At 59.9% G+C, this 23,121-nt stretch carries 18 protein-coding genes and 1 pseudogene; 11 read left to right on the top strand and 8 right to left on the bottom strand.

Going from position 1 to position 23,121, the window contains the following annotated elements:
- Positions 1 to 39 precede the first annotated feature (39 nt).
- Positions 40 to 933 carry a DNA replication terminus site-binding protein gene (locus tag VF684_RS06390; protein ID WP_204484264.1) on the bottom strand — a complete coding sequence of 298 codons (894 nt, stop codon included), beginning with the start codon at positions 931 to 933 and terminating at the stop codon, positions 40 to 42.
- Between the two features lie 525 nt (positions 934 to 1,458).
- On the opposite strand from VF684_RS06390, the gene VF684_RS06385 reads away from it, so the two are divergent.
- A complete protein-coding gene (locus VF684_RS06385) occupies positions 1,459 to 1,668 on the top strand; it encodes a DUF1127 domain-containing protein (RefSeq protein WP_113739172.1) in 210 nt (69 codons plus the stop codon).
- A 282-nt stretch (positions 1,669 to 1,950) separates the two neighbouring features.
- Positions 1,951 to 2,976, top strand: coding sequence for a succinylglutamate desuccinylase (gene astE, locus VF684_RS06380; protein ID WP_201986062.1), 1,026 nt, complete (start codon positions 1,951 to 1,953; stop codon positions 2,974 to 2,976).
- A 157-nt stretch (positions 2,977 to 3,133) separates the two neighbouring features.
- Here the strand turns inward: astE and VF684_RS06375 are convergent, their stop codons facing one another.
- Both VF684_RS06375 and gloB read right to left on the bottom strand, forming a co-directional pair.
- Complete coding sequence (locus VF684_RS06375; RefSeq protein ID WP_376898646.1) at positions 3,134 to 4,687, bottom strand: lytic transglycosylase; 1,554 nt, start codon at positions 4,685 to 4,687, stop codon at positions 3,134 to 3,136.
- A gap of 70 nt (positions 4,688 to 4,757) precedes the next feature.
- Positions 4,758 to 5,522 (bottom strand): hydroxyacylglutathione hydrolase, encoded by a 765-nt coding sequence (gloB, locus tag VF684_RS06370; RefSeq protein WP_139439911.1) that lies wholly within the window; start codon positions 5,520 to 5,522, stop codon positions 4,758 to 4,760.
- 72 nt (positions 5,523 to 5,594) lie between these two features.
- On the opposite strand from gloB, the gene VF684_RS06365 reads away from it, so the two are divergent.
- A complete protein-coding gene (locus VF684_RS06365; RefSeq protein WP_162516067.1) occupies positions 5,595 to 6,317 on the top strand; it encodes a methyltransferase domain-containing protein in 723 nt (240 codons plus the stop codon).
- On the opposite strand, the gene rnhA is transcribed toward VF684_RS06365, so the two are convergent.
- Entirely contained in the window at positions 6,305 to 6,769 is a 465-nt protein-coding gene (gene rnhA / locus VF684_RS06360; protein WP_005353268.1) for a ribonuclease HI, read from the bottom strand. The two genes, VF684_RS06365 and rnhA, sit on opposite strands and share 13 nt — an antisense overlap.
- 79 nt (positions 6,770 to 6,848) lie before the next feature.
- Here rnhA and dnaQ point away from each other — a divergent pair, with 79 nt between their 5' ends.
- Positions 6,849 to 7,583 (top strand): DNA polymerase III subunit epsilon, encoded by a 735-nt coding sequence (dnaQ, locus tag VF684_RS06355; RefSeq protein WP_005337813.1) that lies wholly within the window; start codon positions 6,849 to 6,851, stop codon positions 7,581 to 7,583.
- The gene (locus tag VF684_RS06350; protein WP_139439910.1) at positions 7,580 to 8,845 is read left to right on the top strand and encodes a TIGR03503 family protein; all 1,266 of its coding nucleotides are present in this window, start codon (positions 7,580 to 7,582) and stop codon (positions 8,843 to 8,845) included. The genes dnaQ and VF684_RS06350 overlap by 4 nt, the downstream gene beginning before the upstream one ends.
- Positions 8,846 to 8,938: 93 nt before the next feature.
- Here VF684_RS06350 and VF684_RS06345 read toward each other — a convergent pair whose 3' ends face one another.
- The gene (locus tag VF684_RS06345; protein WP_005361714.1) at positions 8,939 to 10,456 is read right to left on the bottom strand and encodes an HD domain-containing phosphohydrolase; all 1,518 of its coding nucleotides are present in this window, start codon (positions 10,454 to 10,456) and stop codon (positions 8,939 to 8,941) included.
- Positions 10,457 to 10,780: 324 nt separating this feature from the next.
- On the opposite strand from VF684_RS06345, the gene VF684_RS06340 reads away from it, so the two are divergent.
- From VF684_RS06340 to VF684_RS06315, 6 genes and pseudogenes are all read left to right on the top strand, one after another.
- Positions 10,781 to 11,584, top strand: coding sequence for a siderophore-interacting protein (locus tag VF684_RS06340; protein WP_139439909.1), 804 nt, complete (start codon positions 10,781 to 10,783; stop codon positions 11,582 to 11,584).
- 278 nt (positions 11,585 to 11,862) lie between these two features.
- Positions 11,863 to 13,830 carry a TonB-dependent receptor domain-containing protein gene (locus VF684_RS06335; RefSeq protein WP_139439918.1) on the top strand — a complete coding sequence of 656 codons (1,968 nt, stop codon included), beginning with the start codon at positions 11,863 to 11,865 and terminating at the stop codon, positions 13,828 to 13,830.
- Between the two features lie 125 nt (positions 13,831 to 13,955).
- Positions 13,956 to 14,970 (top strand): annotated as a pseudogene (locus VF684_RS06330) (FecCD family ABC transporter permease).
- A 7-nt stretch (positions 14,971 to 14,977) separates the two neighbouring features.
- Positions 14,978 to 16,015 (top strand): FecCD family ABC transporter permease, encoded by a 1,038-nt coding sequence (locus VF684_RS06325; protein ID WP_042656962.1) that lies wholly within the window; start codon positions 14,978 to 14,980, stop codon positions 16,013 to 16,015.
- Positions 16,015 to 16,818, top strand: coding sequence for an ABC transporter ATP-binding protein (locus tag VF684_RS06320; RefSeq protein ID WP_110302425.1), 804 nt, complete (start codon positions 16,015 to 16,017; stop codon positions 16,816 to 16,818). Before VF684_RS06325 ends, VF684_RS06320 begins: the two co-directional genes overlap by 1 nt.
- An 83-nt stretch (positions 16,819 to 16,901) precedes the next feature.
- Positions 16,902 to 17,819 carry an ABC transporter substrate-binding protein gene (locus VF684_RS06315; protein ID WP_376900324.1) on the top strand — a complete coding sequence of 306 codons (918 nt, stop codon included), beginning with the start codon at positions 16,902 to 16,904 and terminating at the stop codon, positions 17,817 to 17,819.
- A gap of 118 nt (positions 17,820 to 17,937) precedes the next feature.
- On the opposite strand, the gene VF684_RS06310 is transcribed toward VF684_RS06315, so the two are convergent.
- The 3 genes from VF684_RS06310 to VF684_RS06300 all read right to left on the bottom strand — a co-directional run bounded on the left by VF684_RS06310 (position 17,938) and on the right by VF684_RS06300 (position 23,061).
- Positions 17,938 to 18,291 (bottom strand): copper-binding protein, encoded by a 354-nt coding sequence (locus VF684_RS06310; protein ID WP_151287267.1) that lies wholly within the window; start codon positions 18,289 to 18,291, stop codon positions 17,938 to 17,940.
- Positions 18,292 to 18,335: 44 nt separating this feature from the next.
- The gene (locus tag VF684_RS06305; RefSeq protein ID WP_376898641.1) at positions 18,336 to 21,464 is read right to left on the bottom strand and encodes an efflux RND transporter permease subunit; all 3,129 of its coding nucleotides are present in this window, start codon (positions 21,462 to 21,464) and stop codon (positions 18,336 to 18,338) included.
- 73 nt (positions 21,465 to 21,537) lie between these two features.
- Complete coding sequence (locus tag VF684_RS06300; RefSeq protein ID WP_376898639.1) at positions 21,538 to 23,061, bottom strand: efflux RND transporter periplasmic adaptor subunit; 1,524 nt, start codon at positions 23,059 to 23,061, stop codon at positions 21,538 to 21,540.
- Between the last annotated feature and the right edge of the window lie 60 nt (positions 23,062 to 23,121).

The following is a 23,121-nucleotide window of genomic DNA, read 5'->3' as shown; positions in this document are numbered from 1 at the left end:
GCGGCCCAGCTATCCCTGATCCAGCTATTCCTGATCCAGTCACCCCTGATAGAGATAGAGGTGCAGCCGCTCGATGATGGGCTCGCCGCCAATCTTGCGATCTCGCCGCGCCTGCCGGCTCTTGGGGGGATAGTTGCCCAGATGGGTGACTGCAGGCGGGGTATCCGAGCAGAGCAGCAGAGGCAGGCTCGCCTTGATCTGCTGCTTGCGCGGGGTGCGCTCCAACCAGAGCAGGTTGATCATCGGGTGGGTCTTGACCGGGCGGCGGATCCGCAGCTCGGCATCGGCGGGCAGACGGCGAATGTCGTACACCTCCTGATCCACCATCTTGCTCCACTCTTCGTTGTTGGAGAGGGCCGGTATGTAGCGGCGGCTGCGCTCCAGCATCTCAAGCACCTGCTCGCGACTGAGGCGATTGATGGTCTGCTTGTCAGCCCAGGTAAAGCCAAGGGATTGCAGCTCTCCCGCCAGCAGGGTCAGTTTGCGGTAGACCTGCAGGGTGATCACCCCGGGCAGGGCGGTATGTACCAGCTCGAACTTCTCGTCCCGTCCCCCCGCCTGCTGCACCAGCCCCTTGAAATCGAGCTTTTGCTGGTTGATTTGGTCGATCTGCGGTTGCAGCAAGGGGGCTGCGGCGGCAGGAAAGCGCAACCAGCCGGGCAGCCGATGAGTCGCCTTGGTGGAGCAGCCGGGGCGGGCGCTGTGATCCCGATAAGCGGCGAGTGTAGCCGCCAGCGCGGCTTCACCGTTGAGATAGCCCACCTCAATTTGCTCGATCGGGTCGTGTTCTTCCCCCTGTGGCACCGGGGGGAGAGGATAGACATGAGCCTCCTGCAGCTCGAGTTGGCCAAGCAGATCGGCCAGCTGGTTGAGAGAGGCTTCAATGGCGGCCATCTGTTGACGCAGGGCGGCGGTCGGGGTAAAGGTATCCATCGATGATCCTGTGGTCTGACCCGCTGTTGACGACATCAGGTATGACATCGCTGCGGGTAGCAAAACTACTGTATAAATAAACATACCAGCATGCGGTTGGAGTGCCAAGAGGCACTTTGAGGAGGGGGCAATGTGCGCCTCTGAATGGGGATGTGGTGATGGTTTTATTTATGTTTCAGGGTGTTAAATAAAGATCGCCACAAGATCATTAAATTAACAATCACGTGTAACTCCGCTGTTGCCAGCTGTTCACACCCTGTCCATCCCTGCATATGTAAAGCAGTAAAATGCATATATAGATGGGTGCCATGCAGCACAATATGCTGTGCGACTCTGCTGGCCAACCGTAAAAATAATTATTTGTTTAAAATCAAAGGATTAAAATTAAACCCTGCCGTTTTTAGACATTAGATTTACTAATGTAACGTATCAAAATTCGTCAATTGAGTCGGTCTGACTCCCTGACTAAGCTTTGCGCATCAAATAAAGCCCAGTGCGTAAACAAATATTCAGAGGAGCCACATCATGGCCAACATGACTTATACCGAAGCCGGTTACCAGCATTCCAGCCAATTGAATCTGGTTGCTCGCGTTAAAATGACCGTTCTGACCTGGCTGGAGCGCAGCCGCAGCCGTCGCCAGCTCTCCGAGCTGCCCGAGTACCTGCTCAAAGACATCGGCCTGAACGAAGCTGACCGTTATCAAGAGACCACCAAGCCGTTCTGGCGTGGTTGATCAGCCGGGCATGGATGCCTTGTTTTTCTGCTGAGTCGTTTGCTGTTCTGCCCCGTGGCGCCCGGCCGCCAAGTCTGTCATTGTCTGTTTTATCTCCCCCTGTTTTACGTTGATCCTTTTTCCTCTCCTCTTTATTCCATATCGCTACCGTCATTGCTGTCATCGTTCGATTGTTATCACACTTGTATCGTTAATGTTTGAATTTGTTTAAAAAACGATTTTAAGCCGCGATGCCTTGCGTATAATCCGACCATAGTGTTCCAGAGCGAGAGGGTGAGACGGATGATTCCCCAGCACGATTTTTTGGCCTTGACCCGCAGCCATGAGTGGCAGCTTGAGCCCTTTGAATTTGCCCTGCCCGATGGTGCGCGGGTCAGCGTCTGGGATACTGGCGTGCTCTGTCTGGAGCCTGCCAGTGGCGCGGGCGGCCAGCCGGGAGGGCGCAAGGATATCGTCCTCTCCTGCGGCATCCACGGCAACGAGACTGCCCCCATCGAGATCTGCAACCAGCTGCTGAGTCGTCTGCTCTCAGGCGAGCTGAGCGCCCGTCATCGGGTGCTGTTCCTGTTTGGCAATCCGGCTGCTATGAATCTGGGGCTGCGGGAGGTAGAGGAGAACATGAACCGGCTCTTCTCCGGAGCACACAGCAAGGGGGAGGGGCTGTGCAATCGGGAGCGGATCCGCGCCATGCGCCTCGAGCAGTATGTGAGCCGCTTCTTTGCCAATCCGGCTCGTCCCCGTTACCACTACGACCTGCACACCGCCATTCGCGGCTCGCGCCACGAGAAGTTTGCCGTCTACCCCTTCCCCCACGAGCGGCCTCACTGCCGCGAGCAGGTGCAGTTCCTCGGCGCCTGCGGGGTGCGTACTATTCTGCTCTCCGCTAGCCCGACCACGACCTTCAGCTACTACAGCTCACGCCAGCATGGTGCCCACGCCTTTACGGTGGAGTTGGGCAAGGTGCGCCCGTTTGGCGAGAACGATATGACCCGCTTTATCGAAACCCGCCAAGCGCTGCAGGAGCTGGTCACTCAGGATGAGGTGGCGCTGGAGCCGTGGCGGGCGGATGATTTCACCCTGTTTGCCATCGATCGGGTGATCACCAAAAAATCGGCGGACTTTCGCTTCCTGTTTGCCAGCGATGTCGACAACTTCACCGAATTCCCGCAAGGGTTCGTGCTGGCCGAGGATGGCGAGCTTCGCTACACGGTCGAGAAGCCGCGTGAGGCGGTAGTCTTCCCCAATGCCAATGTGGCGATCGGCCAGCGCACCGTGCTGATGGTGGTGCCGACAAGGCTCTGGGAATAGCGGTGATAGTTTTGCCTTCAGAGCGGTGATGCATCCGCAGGCGGCGCCAAGCCATTGTTTTCGTCGGTGGCTCAGACACAGCAGCGGTTAGCCGCAGTAATAAAAGGGGCCAGTCAGATGACTGGCCCCTTTTTTTATCGGGTTCAAGCGGTGAGGCTTAGCTGTTGTTCTTCACAAACAGGGTCAGCTCCTGACCGGGCTTGAGGTAATCCCCTTTATCCAGCTGATTCCAGCGCATCACATCGTTGATGGCCACCTGGAAGCGAGCCGCGATGGAGGAGATGGAGTCGCCACGGCGAACCTGATACACCATCGATTTGTCGCTCTTCTTCCCTTGCTTGGGATAGACCACCAGCTTCATGCCTGGCTTGAGCGCCGACTTGGCATTCAGACCATTCCACTTGGCGAGCTCTTCGTGGGAGACGCCGTGTGCCTGGCTGATGCTCCACAGGTTGTCACCCGAGCGCACCTTGTAACTGACTTTGGCCTTCTGGCTGCTGCCACGGCTTGCCAGCTGTTGCGGTTTGCTGGCGGAGCTGGCCTTGCTGCTGACCTGACCGTGGGTCGGGATCACCAGTTGCTGACCGCGACGCAGGTTGTTGCTGCGCAGATTGTTGGCCAGCTTCAGCTCACTCACGCTGACGCCATGATTCTGGGCAATGCGCGACAGGGTATCGCCACTGGTGACCTGATAGGAGCGGGTACGAATACGCTCGCTCTTGGGCAGATCGGCCAGTGCCAGCTCCAGGGTATCGGCATATTCTACCGGTACCAGCAGGCGGTAAGGACCACGGGGCGACATCACACCACGGCTCAGGGCCGGATTGACCTCCTTGAGCTGTGACGTGCGCAGACCTGCCAGTTGGGCGGCCACATTCAGATCGATCTGGCTGCCGGTCTCCACCACTCGCAGCTTCGGCTCGTTGGCGAGCACCGGCAACTGGATATTGTACTTGTCCGCATTGCTGATCATGTCAGCCATGGCGAGGACCTTGGGCACATACATCCGGGTTTCGCGGGGCAGATCGAGCGACCAGTAGTCGGTCGGTTTGCCTGCGCGCTGGTTACGCTGGATGGCGTTGCGAACCCGTCCTTCCCCGGCATTGTAGGCGGCTAGCGTCTGCAGCCAATCACCGTCAAAGAAGCGGTTCAGGTATTCCAGATAGTCGAGCGCCGCATTGGTGGAGGCCAGCACATCGCGCCGTCCGTCATACCAGTTGTCGTGGCGCAGACCGAAGTTTCTGCCTGTCGCTGGCACAAACTGCCACAGACCGACGGCATTGCTGCGGGATCGGGCATGGGGATCAAACATGCTCTCGATCATCGGGACAGTAATAAGCTCCATTGGCAGCTCACGCCGTTCAATCTCCTCTACCATCAGATAGAGGTAGGGTTCAGCCCGGCTGGCAATGGTCGCCAGATGCTTATCATTGCGCAACAGCCACTCACGTTGCTGGCGGATGCGCGGGTTGTCCGGAGTTTCCAGTTGCATATCATCGCTGATACGCACCCACAGATTGTCCGTATCTTCCATTTCGTCCAGCTGTTCATCGCCAAACAGGAAATGGGAAGAGTGTTTTTTATGCGCTTTTTTCTTGACCTGGGGGGACTTGATCGGCTCGATTGCCGTTAGCGCCCGGTCATCCTGATGGCTCAGGTTTTGGCAGCCGCTGAGCAACAGCGCTGCCAATAAGGCCGTTCGTACCTTCATCTCGTTCCGGTCATTTTTAGGAAAAACAGCTCGCATCATAAGGGGCAATGGCCCCCTGATCAAGGTTTGTTCAAAAAACGTCCTTCCACTGACGCAGGATGGTGAAGGTATCTACCGGATTTTCCACGCATTTTAACCCATGCTTTTCAGCAGAAAATTTCACTGAATCCTGTTCGCAGCGCAGAAAAATGTTGAAAGTGCGTTCGTCACCCAGCCGGGTTGGCAGGCTTGGCAGCCCTTGTTGCCGCAGTTTGCTGATCAGCCCGATCTGGCGGCGGATCGCCGGGTTGTCCGGCTCGACCGCATAGGCAAAACGCAGGTTGGAGAGGGTGTACTCGTGGGCACAATAAATGAGGGTCTCATCGGGCAGGGCGGCGAGTCGTTGCAGCGAGTGGTACATCTGCTCCGGCGTCCCTTCAAACAGGCGGCCACAACCGGCCGAGAAGAGGGTATCGCCACAAAAGAGCATGCCGTTGCCGTGGTAGGCGATGTGGCCGCGAGTGTGCCCGGGCACATGGATCACCTCAAGGGCGAGGCCGTGCCAGTTGATCTGATCGCCATCTTCCAGCCACTGACCGTGGTGATCCGGCATCGGGTCAAGTTTGGGGCCATAGAGCCGGGCGTGGGGGAAGTGGGTAAGCAGGTCGGTGACGCCCCCGACATGGTCGTGATGGTGATGGGTCAGCAGGATGGCATCGAGCACCAGCCCCAATGCCTCGAGCCGCTCCAGCACGGGTGCGGCATCGCCCGGATCGACCACCAGACAGTGATTTTCGTGGCGGATCAACCAGATGTAGTTGTCATTAAAGGCTGGAACTGTGATCACTGGATACATGAGTCTGCTTCTCTTTAGGGAGGGTATCTTATATAACAGGATGGCGTTCGAAACCCCGAGTTGAGCCCTATTATGCAGGTGGCACGTACCGAACAACAAATCGAGATCCCGACCAGCTGGTCTGCATTGCCTATGGGGGACTGGGTGGCGGCCGAGATCCAGGATCGGCTCGACAACTGGTGCCCCAATCTGTTTGGGTATCATCTGCTGAAAATTGGCGCTCTGAGCGCTGAACTCTCCTGCAAACGCTCCTCCATTCGTCACCAGATCGGGGTCGCCCCCGGCGGGCGGCTGCTCGACATGTATGGCGATCCCCTCGATCTGCCGGTGCGGACCGGCAGCGTCGATGCCTGCCTACTGGCTCACTGCCTTGATTTCTCCGCCGATCCCCACCAAGTGTTGCGCGAAGCCGAAAGAGTGTTGACCGACGATGGCTGGCTGATCATCAGCGGCTACAACCCCATGAGTCTGGTCGGGATCGGTCACTGTGTGCCGTTCTTGCGGCGCAGAATGCCTTGGTCAGCACGGATGTTCACCCCGGGGCGGGTGACGGACTGGCTGCATCTGCTGGGATGTGAGGTGATGTTCGACGAGCGTTTCGGTTACTCGTTTATGGGTAAACAGAGCTGGCACAGTTGGTGGCGGGAGAGTGTCGGGCGGGATTATTGCAGGGCATTTGCATCGGTATACGTGATTGCGGCCCGTAAACGGCGCTTTCCACTGATCCCGGTGCGGCGGCGCTGGCAACTGCCAAAGTCCCTCGCCACACCGGGAATGGCCCGTCAGGGCTGGTAGCCGGTATCCTCGGCCAGATCCTTGCCGCAGGCGGCCTCTCTGGCCAGCTCGTCGCACCGTTCGTTCTCCGGGTGGCCGGAGTGACCCTTCACCCAGAGCCACTCAATCTGGTGGCGACCCACTTCCGCATCCAGCTCCTTCCAGAGATCGACGTTCTTGACCGGTTGCCGGTTGGCGGTCATCCACCCTTTCTTCTTCCAGCCGATGATCCACTGGGTGATCCCCTGGCGGACATACTGGCTGTCGGTGGTGAGGCGAACCTTGCACGGTTCGTTGAGGGTGCGCAGCCCCATGATGGCGGCCATCAGCTCCATCCGGTTATTGGTGGTCAACTTGAATCCGGCGGAAATCTCTTTGCGGTGCTTGCCGTAGACCATGACGGCCCCGTAACCACCCGGGCCCGGATTGCCAAGGCAGGAGCCGTCGGTATAGACATCAATCTGTTTTAACATGAGCAATCAATCTGTTTTAACATGAGGCTTGGGGTAAACTAGCGAGTAAGTAAAGCCGAAGTTTGACATAGATTGGATCATGAACACACCCCAACTGAATCGCCAGATCATTCTGGATACTGAAACCACAGGTATGAATACGGCGGGTGGCCCTGTCTATCTGGGGCACCGCATTATCGAAATCGGCTGTGTGGAGGTGATCAACCGCAAGCTGACCGGTAACCACTATCACGTCTATATCAAGCCTGATCGTCTGGTCGACCCGGAAGCGATCCAGGTGCACGGTATCACCGACGAGTTCCTGCGTGACAAACCGTCGTTCAGCCAGATCGCCGACGAGTTCCTCGACTTCATCCGCGGCGCCGAACTGATCGCTCACAACGCACCGTTTGACGTGAGCTTCATGGACTACGAGTTCAGCAAGCTCGGACTCAACTTCAAGACGGCGGATATCTGCACCATCACAGATACCCTGGCGATGGCGCGGGATCTCTTCCCCGGCAAGCGCAACAACCTGGATGTGCTGTGCGATCGTTACGGTATCGACAACTCCCACCGTACCCTGCACGGGGCTTTGCTCGATGCGGAGATCCTGGCGGACGTCTACCTGCTGATGACCGGCGGCCAGACCAAACTCAATCTGGCCACCGAGAGCAACGAAAACGAAAGCAATCAGGACACCAGCATTCGCCGGTTAGAGAGCAACCGACCCGCCCTCAAGGTGGTGCGTGCCAGCACCGAGGTTCAGGCCCTGCACGAGGCGAGACTGGACCTGGTACAGAAGAAAGGAGGAAGTTGTCTGTGGCGGCAATGAGCAAGTGGTGTGCCGGTCTGCTGCTATTGCTCTCGCTGGGGGCGACGGCGACCGAGGTATTTGCCCCTTCCGATATTCCGCTGCTGGATAACCGCTTTCGCATCGATTACGGCGTGAAGGAGATCACCTTCATCATCAAGCGCAAGCCGGGCACCCCGTCCGTGATCCTGGTTCGCCCCGATGGCAGCAAGCTTTACGTGGGCAAGGTCAAACCTGCCGATGTGGGTTGGCTGGCGTTGCCGGAGCATGATCTCATTACCCTGCGCAATCCCATGCCGGGCCCCTGGCAGGCGATTGGCGAGGTGGATCCCGACAATCGGGTGCGCATTCTCTCCGATATCCGGCTCGATATCGCCGCCCTGCCGATGCAGCTCTATCAGGGGGAGGTGGTCAAGCTCAAGGCGTGGTTGCTGATCAATGGTCAGCCGCCGAAAGATAAATACTATCTCTCTGACCTTGGCATGACCGTCAAGCTGCAATCGTTCAGCGATGCCGATAAGAAAGAGGTCGTGCTGGATCAAGTACTTGGCCACTATCGCGATGATGGCAAGGGGCTCGACGAAGTGCCGGGCGATGGCATCATGACGGCGGAAGTGACGCTGCAGGATATTCCCGGTGGCAAGTACCGCGCCATGTACAGCACGGGTAATCAGGTGTTTGTCCGTGCCCGTTATCAGGATGTGCTGCTTTACCCCTATCCGTTCAGTTATAACCTGGCGCTGCCTTCGGATGAGCTGGGTGCCAAGCTCTCACTGCTAATCGACCGTGATGAGCTGGATCCCGCTTCCGTGGTGGTCAAGGGGAGTGTGACCAGCAATGTGGGCGGCCTCTACGAGTTCAGCGAGACCGCCAGCGACCCAAAGCTTGATATCGATCTCTCCAACATCAAGGAGGTCGGTCAGCATGAGGTGAAAGCAACCCTCTATGGCACCACTCGCCTCGGCCGTGAGCTGAAAATCGAGTTGCCGGTGAAAACCTTCAATGTCTTCCCGCCACCGCCGCCTCCTGTAGAGGTGGTGTCGGCCGCAGCTCCTGTATCTAGCGCCGAGGCGACCCATGAAGCTCCGGCAGAGGAGGAAATGGGCTGGCTGATCTGGGCATTGGCGGGTGGTGGTGTGCTGCTGGCGGTATTGGGTGGGGTCGGGTTTGTGGTGATACAAAAACGGCGTGCTCTGAAGCGTGCTCTGGCCGCTGCGCAGGCCGAGAATCAGCAAGCCGGACAACCGGCTGCCAAGCTGGATCTCAATCTGCCAGAGCAGTAACCCTCGTTCTGAAGTGGCGTGATGCCAGATATAAAAAACCGCCCTGATAAGCAGGGCGGTTTTTTTTAGTTCATAAACAGAACAAGCTGGCTATCAGTGTTCGCCGATATAGACATCCTTGTTCTGCTCGCGGATCTCGAGGAACTTGTCCAGATTGGCCATCATCAGCTCGACCAGCTGGGGGTCGAAATGCTGCCCCTTCTCCTCTTCAATCAGGGCCAGCACCTTGTCCAGCGGCCACGCCTTCTTGTAGCAGCGATCCGAACCCAGGGCATCGAACACGTCAGCCAGCGCCACAATTCGTCCCTCCAGCGGAATATCCGCCCCTTTCAGACCGCGGGGATAGCCACTGCCATTCCATTTCTCATGGTGATTGCCAGCGATGGTGGCACCAATCTGAAACAGCGCCAGATCGCTGCCGGAGAGCATATCCTGCCCGAGCTGGGCGTGGGTTTTCATGATCTCCCACTCTTCCGGTGTCAGCTTGCCCGGCTTGTGCAAGATGGCATCGGGAATTCCCACCTTGCCAATGTCATGGAGCGGCGAGGCGCGTTTCACCAGCTCGCTCTGCTCTTCGCTCATACCCATCAGGTGGCAGAATTGTTCGGTATAGAGCGCGACCCGTTTGACGTGCAGTCCTGACTCTTTTGAACGGGTTTCGACCAGTTCGCCGATGCGATAGATGATCTCCCGCTGGTTGTCGGCGATCACCTCATTGAGCCGGATATTCTCCAGCGCCACTATGATGTTTTCAGTAAACAGGGTCAGCAGACTGGTATCGATCTGGCTGAGCTGGCGGGTGGTCTCGATGTGGAACAGCAGATGGTGGCGCGGATTCTGGCAGTAGAGCACCATCTGGGTGGCGTTATAGACGTTGCTGCGCTTGCTCATAGCCTGGCGCAGGATCTCCGGCGCATCCGTGAGGAGCATGGCGGGATGGCCGGGGAGCAGGGGCTCCAATACTTGATCCTTCACCTCATAGGCGTATTGCTTGACGTCGTATATCTGGGTTTCCCCCAGATGGAGCAGGGCGCTGAGCTGCTCCTGAGCGCCTTCGACAAACTGGCGCAACGCCCGTTTCTCAAAGATCCCCTTGGAGGCTTCGATGACTTTTTCCAGCCCCTGACGGTTACTCTCCAGGGTGCGGATATCCCGATAGGATCGCAGGCTGGCCCGCAGCAGGGTGCGCAGCTTCTGGGAGGTGAGCTCGGTTTTATCCTTGTAGTCGTTGATGTCGTAGTTGGTGACCACGTCATCTTCCGGCGCCTGGCCGGGTTGGCCGGTACGCAACACGATGCGTACCATCTTGTTTTGCAGATCTTCACGGACGTATTTGACGACATCGAGGCCGGCGTGGTCGACCTCCATCACCACGTCCAGCAGCAACAGAGCAACGTCCGGGGTGGTGGCCAGCAACTCTTTGGCCTGTGCCGCGGAATAGGCATGCAGAAAATCGATGGGGCGATTGTCAAACTCGAATTTGTTCAAGGTGATTTTGGTGATGCGATGCACTTCAGGCTCATCGTCAACAATCATCACCTTCCAGCCCGCTTGCTGTGCGTCGGGGAGGGAGAGATCGTCATCATCAATAATCAGGATCTGGTCATCCATCATACAATCCTGTTTGGCATCCTGTGCTTACATTAACTGCTTCACTAAGGATAGGAAACTTATTGGGAAATAAAATTTGATCTCGAAAAACTATGGTCGAAATAAGCAAATGGAACCCTTTGTAACTGTGGCGTTGTCCGGCTGCTTTCTTTGCCCAATCATGGAGCTAGCGTGCATAAAGCCTATTTCTGGATTGGGGTGTGGACGCCAGTGGTTGGGGATGTTTGAATCCAGTTTGTAGCTATTAGACGAGAAATAATCTTATTTGATAGTAATTCCTATTTGCGTGTAGCATGGGCGACACACTCAACGAGGAGCCTCATTGTGTCCCCATCTCTGCCTCCCAATCGTCCCCGTCTGCTGACTGTCAAAGCCATTACCCAGGTCACCCCCCATTTGCGTCGCATCACCTTTGGTAGCAGCGAACTGGCTGACTATCCCTTTACCTGCGGTGGAGCCCATATCAAGGTGATGCTGGCCCAGCCCCATCAGGTAGAGCCGGTGCTGCCTGCCATGACCCCGAGCGGCCCGCGCTGGAGTGACCCGGCTGACAAGCCGGTGATCCGCACCTACACCATCCGCGCGTTTCGCCGTGATGAGCAGGAAATTGATATCGACTTCGTGCTGCACGGTGACGGCGGGCCCGCCAGCGCCTTTGCTACCCATGCCAAGCTGGGAGAGAAGGTGATCCTCTCCGGGCCGGGTGGTCCCAACCCCATGCTGCAATCGGCCGATCACTACTGCTTGGTGGGGGATCTCACCGCCTTGCCCGCCATCATGGCGATGTGTGAGGTGATGCCTGCCGATGCCAGAGGGGAAATTGCGATTCTGGTGCCGGATCAGGCCGATGCTCAACCGTTGACGCTACCGGTCGGGGTGCGCTGTCACTGGTTTGTCGGTGAGCCCGAGTCCAGTGGCCTGCTGGAGCATGTGATTGCTCTGCCGCTGGTGCGCGATGGTAGCTTCTTCTGGCTGGGTGGGGAAGAGGCGTTGGTGCTGCCGCTGCGCCGCCATTTTCGGTCTGTGCTCGAGGTGGATCGCCAGTCGCTCTACGCCGTGCCGTACTGGCGTCGGGGCAAGAGTGAAGAGGCCTATCACCAGACCCGTCACGATGTGATGGATAATTAAGCGGATGCGAAAGAATACCTGATTCACCCTTGCAAATAAAAATGATTTGCATTTAGTATTGCGCCGTCCCGATGTCAGTCGGTACGGCGCTTTTGTTATTGATGGCTGCGAGTGGCATAGCACAACGCAGGGCTTGCCGTAATGCACTGATGTTCGGGGTGATGGGGCATGGACGACTGTTCATGCCAATGAACTCCATCACTTTGCACCGGGTCTGGCGAGGTCAGACAGGGATGTCGGTGGTGTTGGCCTTGGTTGTTTTATGTGGAGTGTTGATGATGCGTACATCATCCCGACGATTTGCAGTGCATCCGCTGGTGTTGTCCCTTTTTGCCCTGCCAGTTCTGGCCCAAGGGACTGCGCCTGTCACCGCTCATGAAACTATGGTGGTGACGGCGAGTAAAACCCGGCACAGCGAGCTGACCGCCCCGGCCAGCGTCTCTGTGGTGACCCGGGCCGAGCTCGACAAGCTCAATGTCAATGATCTGACCGGCGCTCTGAAACAGTTGCCGGGGGTCAATATCAGCCCTGCGACCAGCTACGGCCGCAGCGAGATCAAGTTGCGCGGGCTGGAGGGGGATTACACCCTGTTGCTGGTCAATGGCCGGCGTATCAGTTCCCGCGATGCTCTTACCTCCGGTTATGGCAATGATTTCGATCTCTCCGCCATCCCGATGGCGGCCATCGAGCGTATCGAAGTGATCCGTGGCCCTATCTCCTCCCTCTACGGTGCCGATGCGCTGGGTGGGGTGGTCAATGTCATCTTGCGTCAACCCGGGGAGAAGACCGAAGCGGCGGCCACCTATACCTTCAGCGACCCCACCGATGGTCACGGCGGGGATATCAACAAGGCGAGTGCCTATGTGGGCGGGGCACTGATCGACAACAAGCTGCTGGCCAACCTGGTGGTGGAAGGGAACCACAGAGATGCCTGGCAGAGCGAGCAGAGCATCAACCCCAAGGCCGATGCCATCGAGCAGCGTGAAAAGCTGGGGATCCTCTCCAACGTCAAATGGCTGATCGACGATCGTCAGGATCTGGATGTGGGGATGAACTACGCCAAAGACGATCGGGAGGCCCACTGGAACAACTACGGCCAGACGCCGCGCAACATCCAGCAGATGGAACGACTGGGACTCAACGCCACCCACGTCGGCCGTTGGGATCAGTTCGACAGCCGGGTCGGCTATGCCTTCGAGCAGGTTGACCTGTTTGACGACTCCGAACTGATGACGGCGCTGAGCAAGACCAGCAGCGATGTGAGCCAGACCAACCACACCTTCGATGGCCAGCTGAGCGGTAATCTGGGCAGCCACCTGCTGACCAGCGGTGCCGAGTACCGCATCACCGAACTCAAGCATAACGTCAACCTCAAGGGGGGCGATGTCAGCGTCAACCAGAGCGCGCTCTATCTGCAGGATGAGTTTGGCTTTGGCGATCTGGCGTTGACCCTGAGTGGCCGGGTCGATCACCACGAGACCTATGGCACCGAGTTCAGCCCCCGTGGTTATGCCCTCTACAGCCTGACGGACAACTGGGTGGTCAAGGGCGGCATTGGCAAGGCGTTCAAGGCGCCGACCATTGCCCAGTCCAACCCGGATTATGCCGTAGCTGCCTGTCGCGGTCGCTGCGCCGTGGTGGGCAACCCGGATCTGAAGCCGGAAACCGCCGTCAGCTACGAGCTGGGCACCGCCTATGATGGTTCGTTCTGGGGCGCCGGGGTTACCGCCTTCCACAACGATATCAAGGACAAGATCCAGAGCGAGGCATGGACCGCCACCTGGCGTCCGGCTGTGATGACCTATCAGAATGTCAGCAAGGCCCGCATCAAGGGGGTGGAGCTGAGCGGCTGGTTTGATATCACCGATGCCCTGACCCTCTCCAGCAACGTCACCCTGATCGACGGGGAGGACAAGACCAGCGGCAAGGATCTCTATCGGACGCCGGAGCATACCGCCAACGCCAAGCTGGGGTGGCAGGTCATCGAGAGCCTGAGTACCCAGCTCGGCTGGAACTACACCGGCAGCCAGATTCTGCCGGTTCCGCGCATGAGCGGCACCACCTATGAGACTACCGCCGGATTCCACACACTGGATATCGGGGCAGTCTGGAACGCCACCCGGGCACTGGAGCTGAAGTTCGGGCTCAACAACCTGACCAATACCAAGCGTGACTGGGTTTCCACCGAGGCCGATCAGATCCTCGACGGGCGCACTGTCTATGCCGGTGTGGCCTACAAGATGTAGTGGCTGAGCGGGAGCCCGCACTGGCGGGCATCCGTTGTTGCCACGGTATCACCTCGGGTGAAGGCTTTTATTTCAACCACATGTATGTCAACAACATGCGCATTGCCACCATAAGGAGTTAAAGGGTGTTTAGAGACCAGACCTCGCTGTTCTGGCTGGGATTTTTCCTCCTGTTCGTACTGCTTTCTCTCTCGCTCGCCACCGGTGCGGGCGTCTATGGTGCCCGCGAGGTGCTTGGCTACCTGATGGGTGACGCGCCTTGGGCGAGTGACGAGAAGCTCGCCATGGTGCTCAAAACCTTGCGACTGCCGCGCACCCTCTGTGCCATGGTGGTCGGCGCCTCTCTCTCTGGCTGCCTCCTTGTTGCAGAGCGCGACCCGCAACCCGCTGGCGGAGCCCGGCCTGCTCGGTGTCAACGCCGGGGCCGTCTTTGCGCTGGTGGTGGGGCTTACCTGGTTCGGGGTGGAGTCCGCCTATGGCTATCTGCTCTGGGCCGGACTTGGCGCACTGCTCGGCAACGTGATTGTGTTGGGGCTCGGCATGATGATTGGCCGCTCCAATCCCCTCAAGCTGATTCTGGTCGGGGTGGCGCTCTCCGCCACCTTCGGCGGTCTCTCCAGCTTTCTGCTGCTCTCCAACAAGATGGTGCTGGAGCAGTACCGCTTCTGGAACCTCGGCTCCCTGTCGGCGGCCAATCTCGATGCCATCGTCGCCGTGCTGCCCTTCGTGCTGGCGGCGTTTGTCATCACCTTGCTGCTCTGTCGCCAGCTGACCCTGATGCAGATGGGGGACAGTCAGGCCCAGGCGCTGGGGATTCGCCCCAACCGGGTGCGAATTGGCGTGCTGCTGGCCGCCACCCTGTTTACCGCCAGTGCCATCGCCATCGCCGGCCCCATCGGCTTTGTCGGCTTTCTGGCCGCCTACTGTGGCCGACTGGTAGAGCCGGTAAAGCTGTCGGTGCAGGTCTGTTTCTCCGCCCTGTTCGGCATTCTGTTTCTGCTGTTGGCCGACATTCTGGCGCGCTGGCTGATCCAGCCGTTCGAGCTGCCCAACGGGGTTATTCTGGCCCTGATTGGTGCGCCAGTACTGATCGCCATTGTTCATCGCGGGGGCTTTCGTACCCTGCTGACCGTCAAGTGAGGGGCTGATGCGCACACCTACCGATATGCTCTGCCTGCGTGCCGGCAACCGCTCTTTGCTGATCCATCTGCCGAGCTGGCGCTGGCTGGCTCTGCTGGCCATGGCGCTGCTAGCGTTGGGTCTGCTGGCCCTGAGCGTTGGCGGCGGCAAGCTCGGCTTTGCCGGGGTGGTCAACACTCTGCTGGGGGAGGGGACGCGGCTTGAGCAGCTCACCCTGTTCAAGATCCGGCTGCCGCGCATCCTTGGGGTGGTGGTGGCGGGGGCGGCCATGGGGCTCTCCGGCTGTCTGGTACAAACTCTGGTGCGCAACCGGCTGGCTACTCCCGACATGGTGGGGGTCAACAACGGCGCCTCTCTGGCCATCATCGTCTTCTCCCTCTACCTGACCGTGGGCAGCTGGCCTTGGTGGGCTGCCCCAATCGGTGCCATCTTCGCGGCGCTGGTGCTCTATGCCCTCTGCCGCAAACCGGGTGAGCAGGGCTATCTGTTCGTGGTGATCGGCATCGGCCTCTCCGAGCTGTTCGAGGCGCTCGGCCAGTTTGTGATGTCCACTCAGGCCCTGCTGCACCTGAGCTCTCTCTATCTGTGGAACATGGGCAGCTTTATCGCCGTGGGTTACAGCACCATCACCCCCATCGCCATCCTGTTGCTGCTGCTCTGCCCGTGGATCGTCTATCTCTCCCGCTCGCTGGCGGTGCTGCGCTTTGGCCCCGAGATGGCCAGAGGGCTTGGCGTCAACGGCGATCGGGTACAACTGGGCATTCTGGCCCAGGCCATTCTGGTGGCGGCGCTCGGCACCGCCATCGGCGGCCCCGTGGTCTTTATCGCCATGGCGGCCCCCATTCTTGCCTCCTGGCTGGTGAAAGACCGGGTGGTGCCGCTCTGGCTGGCAGCACTCAGCGGTGCCCTGCTGCTGCTTGCCAGCGATACCCTGGTCCGGGTGCTGGCCAGCCCTCACGAGGTGGCGACCGGCATCATGACCCGTATTCTCGGCGGCCTGTTGCTGCTGTTTCTTCTTGTTAACGATCGCCAGAGGGCTGACTGATGACGCTCACCGTAAATCGCCTCCATTTCGCCTATCAGCAGACCCCCATTTTGCGGGACATCTCTTTCAGCGTGCCGAGGGGCAAGCTGGTGGGGATCGTCGGCCCCAACGGCTGCGGCAAATCGACCCTGCTCAAGCTGTTATCCGGCCAGATGAAAGCCCAACGCGGCGAGATCCTGCTTAAGGGCAAGCCGCTCGCCAGCTACCCCATGAAGGGGTTGGCGCGGGAGCTCGCCTATCTGCCTCAGCGGCCAACCCTGCCTGCCGGCATTCTGGTGGAGCAGTTGGTGCAGTATGGCCGTCACCCTCATCAGGGCTGGTTCAATCAGTGGGGGGAGGAGGATGCCCGCATGGTGCGTATTGCATGCGAGCGGATGCAGCTTGAAAGCATCTGGCAGCAGAGCGCCGCGTCCCTCTCCGGCGGGCAGGCACAGCGGGCGTGGCTGGCGATGATCCTGGCGCAGGACAGCGACATGGTGCTGCTCGACGAGCCCACCAGTGCCCTCGATATCGGTCACCAGACCGAGGTGATGGAGGCGATCCATCGCATCACTGCCGAGGGCAAAACCGTGCTGCTGGTGATCCACGATCTGGCGATGGCGGCCCGCTACTGTGACGAGTTGATCGCCATCGGCGAGGGGACCATTGCCGCCATGGGCCCGGCCCGGGAGGTGGTGACCAAGGATCTAATCGACCGGCTCTACCAGACCAGTGTCGACATTCTGCATGCCCCCGGCGATGGGGCGCCCATTATCGTGCCCCGTCGTCACGAACATGGCCGAGCCCTGCGTTCGGCGAGTTGAGTCATATGGGCCTGCTCTGTGGGCCCACCGAGTGTATCCTCGCGGCCGATTATCCGGGCCGTGCAACGAGAAGGAGTGAGATGATGAAGCGTTTTGCCGCCCTGGCAGCAGCCATCCTGATGCTGGCCGCGCCGCTGGTTCAGGCGCAGGAGATGCGTGAAGTGACTGATGCGTTTGGCCAGAAGGTGCAGGTGCCAGTCCAGCCAACGCGGGTGGTGGTGCTGAGCGAGCTCGAACTCGACAGCACCCTGACCCTGGGGCTGACCCCCATCGGCGCCGTCAATGGCCGTGGTCAACCCACTTTGCCTCGCTATTTGCTGAACAAGGCGGGCATGGGGATCCAGGTGATCGGCGATCTCGACAGCCCCAATCTGGAGTCGCTGATTGCGCTGGAGCCCGACCTTATCCTGATAGGTCAGACCCGTCCCGAGCTGCTGACCTTGCTGGGGGAGATCGCGCCGACCGTGGTGACCAGCAAGTGGGGTGAGCCGTGGCAGGATAGCTTCCGCCGCACCGCCCACACCCTCAACCGCGACCAGCAAGGGGATACTTTCTTGCTGCAGTATGCCGAGCGGCTGACTCAGGCTCGCAGCAAGCTGGCCAAGCATCAGGGGGAGAGCATCAGCATAGTGCGCTGGAACCCCAAGGGGCCGAGCTTTATGTATCAGGGCACCTTTGCCAGCAGCGTAGTGGAGTCGATGGGGCTGGTGCGTCCGAGCAAGCAGCAGGGGACTGGCGCGCCCCACTCACCGGCGCTCAGTCTGGAGTCCCTCAACCTGCTGGATGCTGACTGGCTGGTGGTCGGCACTCTGAGCGCCAGCGGTGATGCGGTGGATGCCATGCGTCAGGCGGAGCAGACCCCGGCGTTCCAGCAACTGCCGGTGATCAAGGCCAAGCGCTTTGGCGCCGTGGACGGGTCGCTCTGGACCTCCAGCGGCGGCCCGCAGGCGGCTCTCAAGGTGATCGAGGATGTGGAGCAGTTGCTGGAAACCCGCAGCTGAGTGCAATGCGCACCAGAGGTTGACCCAACGAACAGGTTGAGCAAAAGAAGAGGGAGGCTGATGCCTCCCTCTTGCGTTGTCACTGTCTATCGTGACCTTTTCGGCGAGCCAGAGCCGTTTATTGCGGCTGGATGGCTGTCACTGTGAGCTTGCCGCTCTGGCTTTCGGCATGAAAGTGGATAGCATCCCCCACCTTGAGTCCTTTGAGCTGGGCCGGATCTGCCACTCGAAAGACCATGGTCATGGCGGGCATCTTGAGATTCTCGATCGCCTCGTGCTTGATGCCGACTTTGCCGCTCCCCTCATCGAGGCGGGTAATGACCCCCTTGGTCATCACCATTGCGCCCTGTTCGCTCATCTCACCCGTCTGGCTCATATCGTGCCCTTCATGGTGCATCATCTCTTCGGCCTGCAGGCTGGTCTGGGTGGAAAGGCCAAGCAGCAATGTCAGGGTCAGCGTTTTGTAGTTCATGATGGTTTCCTCATCGTTCAGTCAATATGGATCGTGAAATCGGGTTATTCGGATTGCGGGTTCGCGCTCTTGCCAAGGCTTCGGCTGCGCCACAGGTAGTAGGCGGCAGGCAGCACCAGCAGGGTCAGCACCAGCGCGCTCACCATGCCGCCAATCATGGGGGCGGCGATGCGTTGCATCACTTCGGATCCGGTGCCATGGCTCCACATGATGGGCAACAGGCCGGCGATGATGGTGACCACCGTCATCATCTTGGGGCGCAGGCGCAGGGCGGCGCCTTGGATCACCGCCCGGTGCAGGCCCGCCTTGTCCGGCTTGCCGCAGGCAACGAGGTCATCCCAGGCGTGGTTGAGGTAGACCAGCATCAAGACGCCGGTCTCCACCGCCACCCCGGCCAGGGCGATAAAGCCCACCCCGACCGCCACCGAGAGGTTGAAGTCGAGCAGCCAGAGGGTCCAGATCCCGCCCACCACCGCCAGCGGCAAGGTGGTGAGAATGAGCAGCACCTCCTGAACGCGGCGAAACGCCAGATAGAGCAGCAGCACTATGATGGCGATGGTGAGCGGCACCACGTAGGCGAGACGCGCCTTGGCCCGCTCCATGTACTCGTATTGGCCAGACCAGGTGAGGGCGTAGCCCGCTGGCAGCACCAGCTGCTTGCCCACCTCGGCCTTGGCTTCATCGACGAAGGAGCCGATATCGCGGCCGCGAATATCGACGTAGACCCAGCCGTTGAGGCGTGCATTCTCGCTGCGCAGCATGGGGGCCTCGTCGCTGATATAGACCCGGGCAACATCCGCCAGCGCGATACGCGCACCGCTCGGAGTCACCACCGGCAGCAGCTCGAGGCTGGCTACCGAGTCGCGATAGCTCTGGGGGTAGCGCAGGTTGATGGGGTAACGCTCGCGCCCCTCGATGGTCTGGCCCACCTCCATGCCGCCCACCGCGGTGGCGAGCACCGCCTGCACGTCGGCGATGTTGAGGCCGTAGCGGGCCGCTTTCAGCCGGTCGATGTCCACCTTGACATACCGGCCACCGGCCACCCGCTCGGCGTAGACCGATGAGGCGCCCTCCACCTTGCCAACGATCTGCTCAAGCTGTTGGCCGAGCTGCTGGATCACCTTGAGATCCGGCCCCGCTATCTTGATGCCGACCGGGGTCTTGATGCCGGTGGCCAGCATGTCGATGCGGGTCTTGATGGGGGGCACCCAAGCGTTGGTGAGGCCGGGGAAGCGGATAAGGGAGTCGAGCTCTTCTTTCAGTTTCTCCGGGGTCATGCCGGGGCGCCACTGATCGCGGGGCTTGAGCTGGATGCTGGTCTCCATCATCACCAGATCTGCAGGGTCGGTGGCCGATTCGGCGCGCCCTGCCTTGCCGAACACGTTTTGCACCTCGGGCACGGTACGAATGAGCTTGTCGGTCTGCTGCAAAATCTCCCGCGCCTTGCCCACCGAGATATTGGCCGCGGTGGTGGGCATATACATGATGTCCCCCTCATCGAGCGGCGGTATGAACTCGGAGCCCAGATACTTGAGCGGCCAGAAGCCCGCCACCGTCACCACGGCGGCGACAGCCAGGGTGGTTTTCGGACGGGCCAGTACGGCCTTGAGCAGTGGCACATAGCCCTGGCTCAGCCAGCGGTTGAGCGGGTTGGCCTGCTCCGCCAGCACCTTGCCACGGATGAAGTAGCCCATGATCACCGGCACCAGCGTGATGGCGAGCCCGGCAGCGGCGGCCATGGCGTAGGTCTTGGTGAAGGCGAGGGGGTGGAACATCCGCCCCTCCTGCGCCTCCAGCGCAAATACCGGCAGAAAGCTGATGGTGATGATGAGCAGGGAGAAGAAGATGGCGGGCCCCACCTCTATGCTCGCCTCGGTGATGATGCGCCAGCGGTTCTTGTCGGTGAGCGCTTCCCGCTCCATGTGTTTGTGGACGTTCTCGATCATCACGATGGCGCCATCCACCATGGCGCCGATGGCGATGGCGATGCCCCCGAGCGACATGATGTTGGCGTTGATCCCCTGCAGGTGCATGACGATAAAGGCCACCAGAATGGCGATGGGCAGGGTGATGACCACCACCAGTGACGAGCGCAGGTGGAACAGGAAGGCCAGACACACCAGCACCACCACGGCGAACTCCTCCAGCAGCTTGCCGGAGAGGTTGTCGATGGCGCGCTGGATAAGGTCGGATCGGTCGTAGACGGTGACGATCTCTACTCCTTCCGGCAGGCTACTCTTGAGCTCCGCCAGCCGTGCCTTGACCCCGTCGATGGTGTGCTGGGCATTCTCGCCGTAGCGCATGACGATGATGCCGCCCACCACTTCCCCTTCGCCGTTGAGCTCGGCAATGCCGCGCCGCATCTGGGGGCCGGTGACCACATCCGCCACATCCCCTAGCAGCAGCGGGGCGCCGCGTACCGTGGTGCCGAGCGGGATCTGCTTCAGATCCTCGACGCTTTTCAGATAGCCGTTGGAGCGCACCATGTACTCCGCTTCCGCCATCTCGATGACGGAGGCGCCTGTCTCCTGATTACCCTGCTTGATGGCGGTCTCGATAAGAGAGAGCGGAATGCCGTAGGCGCGCAGCTTGTCCGGATCGACCCGTACCTGATACTGGCGCACCATGCCGCCGACTGTGGCAACTTCGGAGACCCCATCCACCGTCTGCAACTCGTACTTGAGGAACCAGTTTTGCAGGGAGGTGAGCTGGCTGAGGTCATGCTTGCCGGTTTTGTCCACCAGCGCGTACTGATAGACCCAGCCCACCCCGGTGGCGTCCGGGCCGAGCTGGGGGCGGGCGGAGGCGGGCAGGTTGGGGGCCACCTGACTCAAATACTCCAGCACCCGGGCTCGGGCCCAGTAGAGGTCGGTGTTGTCGTCAAACAGCACATAGACGAAGGAGTCGCCGAAGAAGGAGTAGCCGCGCACCGTAGTGGCCCCCGGTACCGCCAGCATGGCGGTGGTGAGCGGGTAGGTGACCTGATCCTCCACCACCTGGGGCGCCTGGCCCGGATAGGCGGTTTTGATGATCACCTGCACATCGGAGAGATCCGGCAGGGCATCCACCGGGGTCTGTTTGACCGACCAGAGCCCCCAGGCGGTGAGCATGAGGGTCAATAACAGCACCAGAAAGCGGTTGCCGATGGACCAGCGAATAATCGAGGGGATCATGATTGAACTCCTTTCTCACCAAGTAGAGAGAGCGGAGAGCGGTTGCCTGCTAGGCAGCGAATGATGGCAGGGATCATGACTTCTTCTCCATCTCGGGCATCGCCATCTGATGCTGGCTATGGTCCATGCCTTCCATCTCCTCCGACGCCGGTGCTGCGGCCTCGTCGTTGGCCGGGGCGCTCTCCTGGTGGATGGTGGTGATGCGGTACTCATCCCCATCCTGCATCACCTGCAGATGGAGGGTCTGCCCCTCGGCCAGCTGGCTGATGTCGACCCCTTCGGCGACGGTGAATTCCATCTCCATGGCGGGCCACTGCCACTCGGGGATGGGCTGGTGGGAGACCATCAGGGTGCGGTTGGCCAGATCGATGCTTTCAACCTCGCCCTGGGTCCACACCTGGGCGGGGCGCACTGCAGTCATACGCTGGAAGTCTGAATCGATGGCCGACTCGGAGTCGAGCAGGAACTGGGCCGAGCTGACTATGCTGTCACCCGCTTCCACCCCTGCCTTGATGGCAACCTTGTCGCCAAACTGGGGGCCGAGAGTGACGGCGACCGACTTGAAGTTGCCATCCCCCAACGCCAGCACCAGCCGATCCTGACTACCGGTGCGGATCACCGCTTCGCTCGGCACCACCAATTGCGGCTCTCCCTGCCCGGTGCGAATGCTCACCTTGGCAAACATGTTGGGTTTCAAAAACTCGTCCGGGTTGTCAAAGCGCAGCCGCACCTTGAGGGTGCGAGTAGCGGCATCGAGGGTCGGATAGAGGTAATCCACCTTACCTTGCCAGCTGCGGCCGGGGGCATAGTCGAGAGTCATGGTGACCGGATCCCCCACCTTCAGCTGGGCGGCTTGACGCTCGAACACCTCGGCACTCACCCACACCTGCTTGAGGGTGCTGATGTTAAAGAGCGCTGCGGCGGGCTCCACATACTGGCCTTCGCGCACTTTCAGTTCGGAGACATAACCGCTGCTGGGGGCATAGATACGCACCGTCTCCTGCACCTGACGGGTGCGTTTGAGGGCTGAGATTTGATCTGCCGGTACCTGCAGGGACTTGAGCTTGCCCTCGGCGGCGCGCAGCAGCAGTGGGTTGGCGGTGTTGAGAGCGAGCAGGTATTCGTGCTGGGCGTTGACCAGATCCGGCGCGTAGAGCTCGTAAATAAGGCTCCCCTTGCTCACCTGCTGCCCCTCGCTCTTGATGGCGAGGGTGCGGATCCAGCCCGCCATGCGGGCGTTGATCGCCTCCAGCCGATCCTCGTCATACCCGACATAGCCCACCGTCTCGATCTGCTGGTGGATAGGCAGTCGCTCGACCTTAGCCAGCCGCACCCCCAGGTTCTGCTGGATCTCGGGGCTGATGGTGACGGTGCCTGGTGAGCCGTTTTTTTGTTCCTCATAGACGGGGATAAAGTCCATCCCCATGTTGTCCTTGGCCGGGCCGTCGCGCTTGTCGCGGGGATCCATGGGGTTGACCCAGTAAAGGGGCGTCTTCTCTTTGGCGCTTGCGCCATCGGAGGTCTGTTTGGCGGCCCAGTAGCCGCCACCAGCGCCAAGGGCAAGTAGCAGGGCCGACATCAGGACGGTCTTGTTCATGACTGGCCTCCGGCGCGGGTCTGCATGCAGAAAGTGCAGGAGGATAAGGCGCCCGCAAAG

Source organism: Aeromonas sp. Lyrl_2 (assembly GCF_051948815.1).
GTDB lineage: Bacteria > Pseudomonadota > Gammaproteobacteria > Enterobacterales > Aeromonadaceae > Aeromonas > Aeromonas veronii.
Note: the sequence above shows the minus strand (reverse complement) of the source record. Positions and strands in the feature narration are given on the sequence as shown.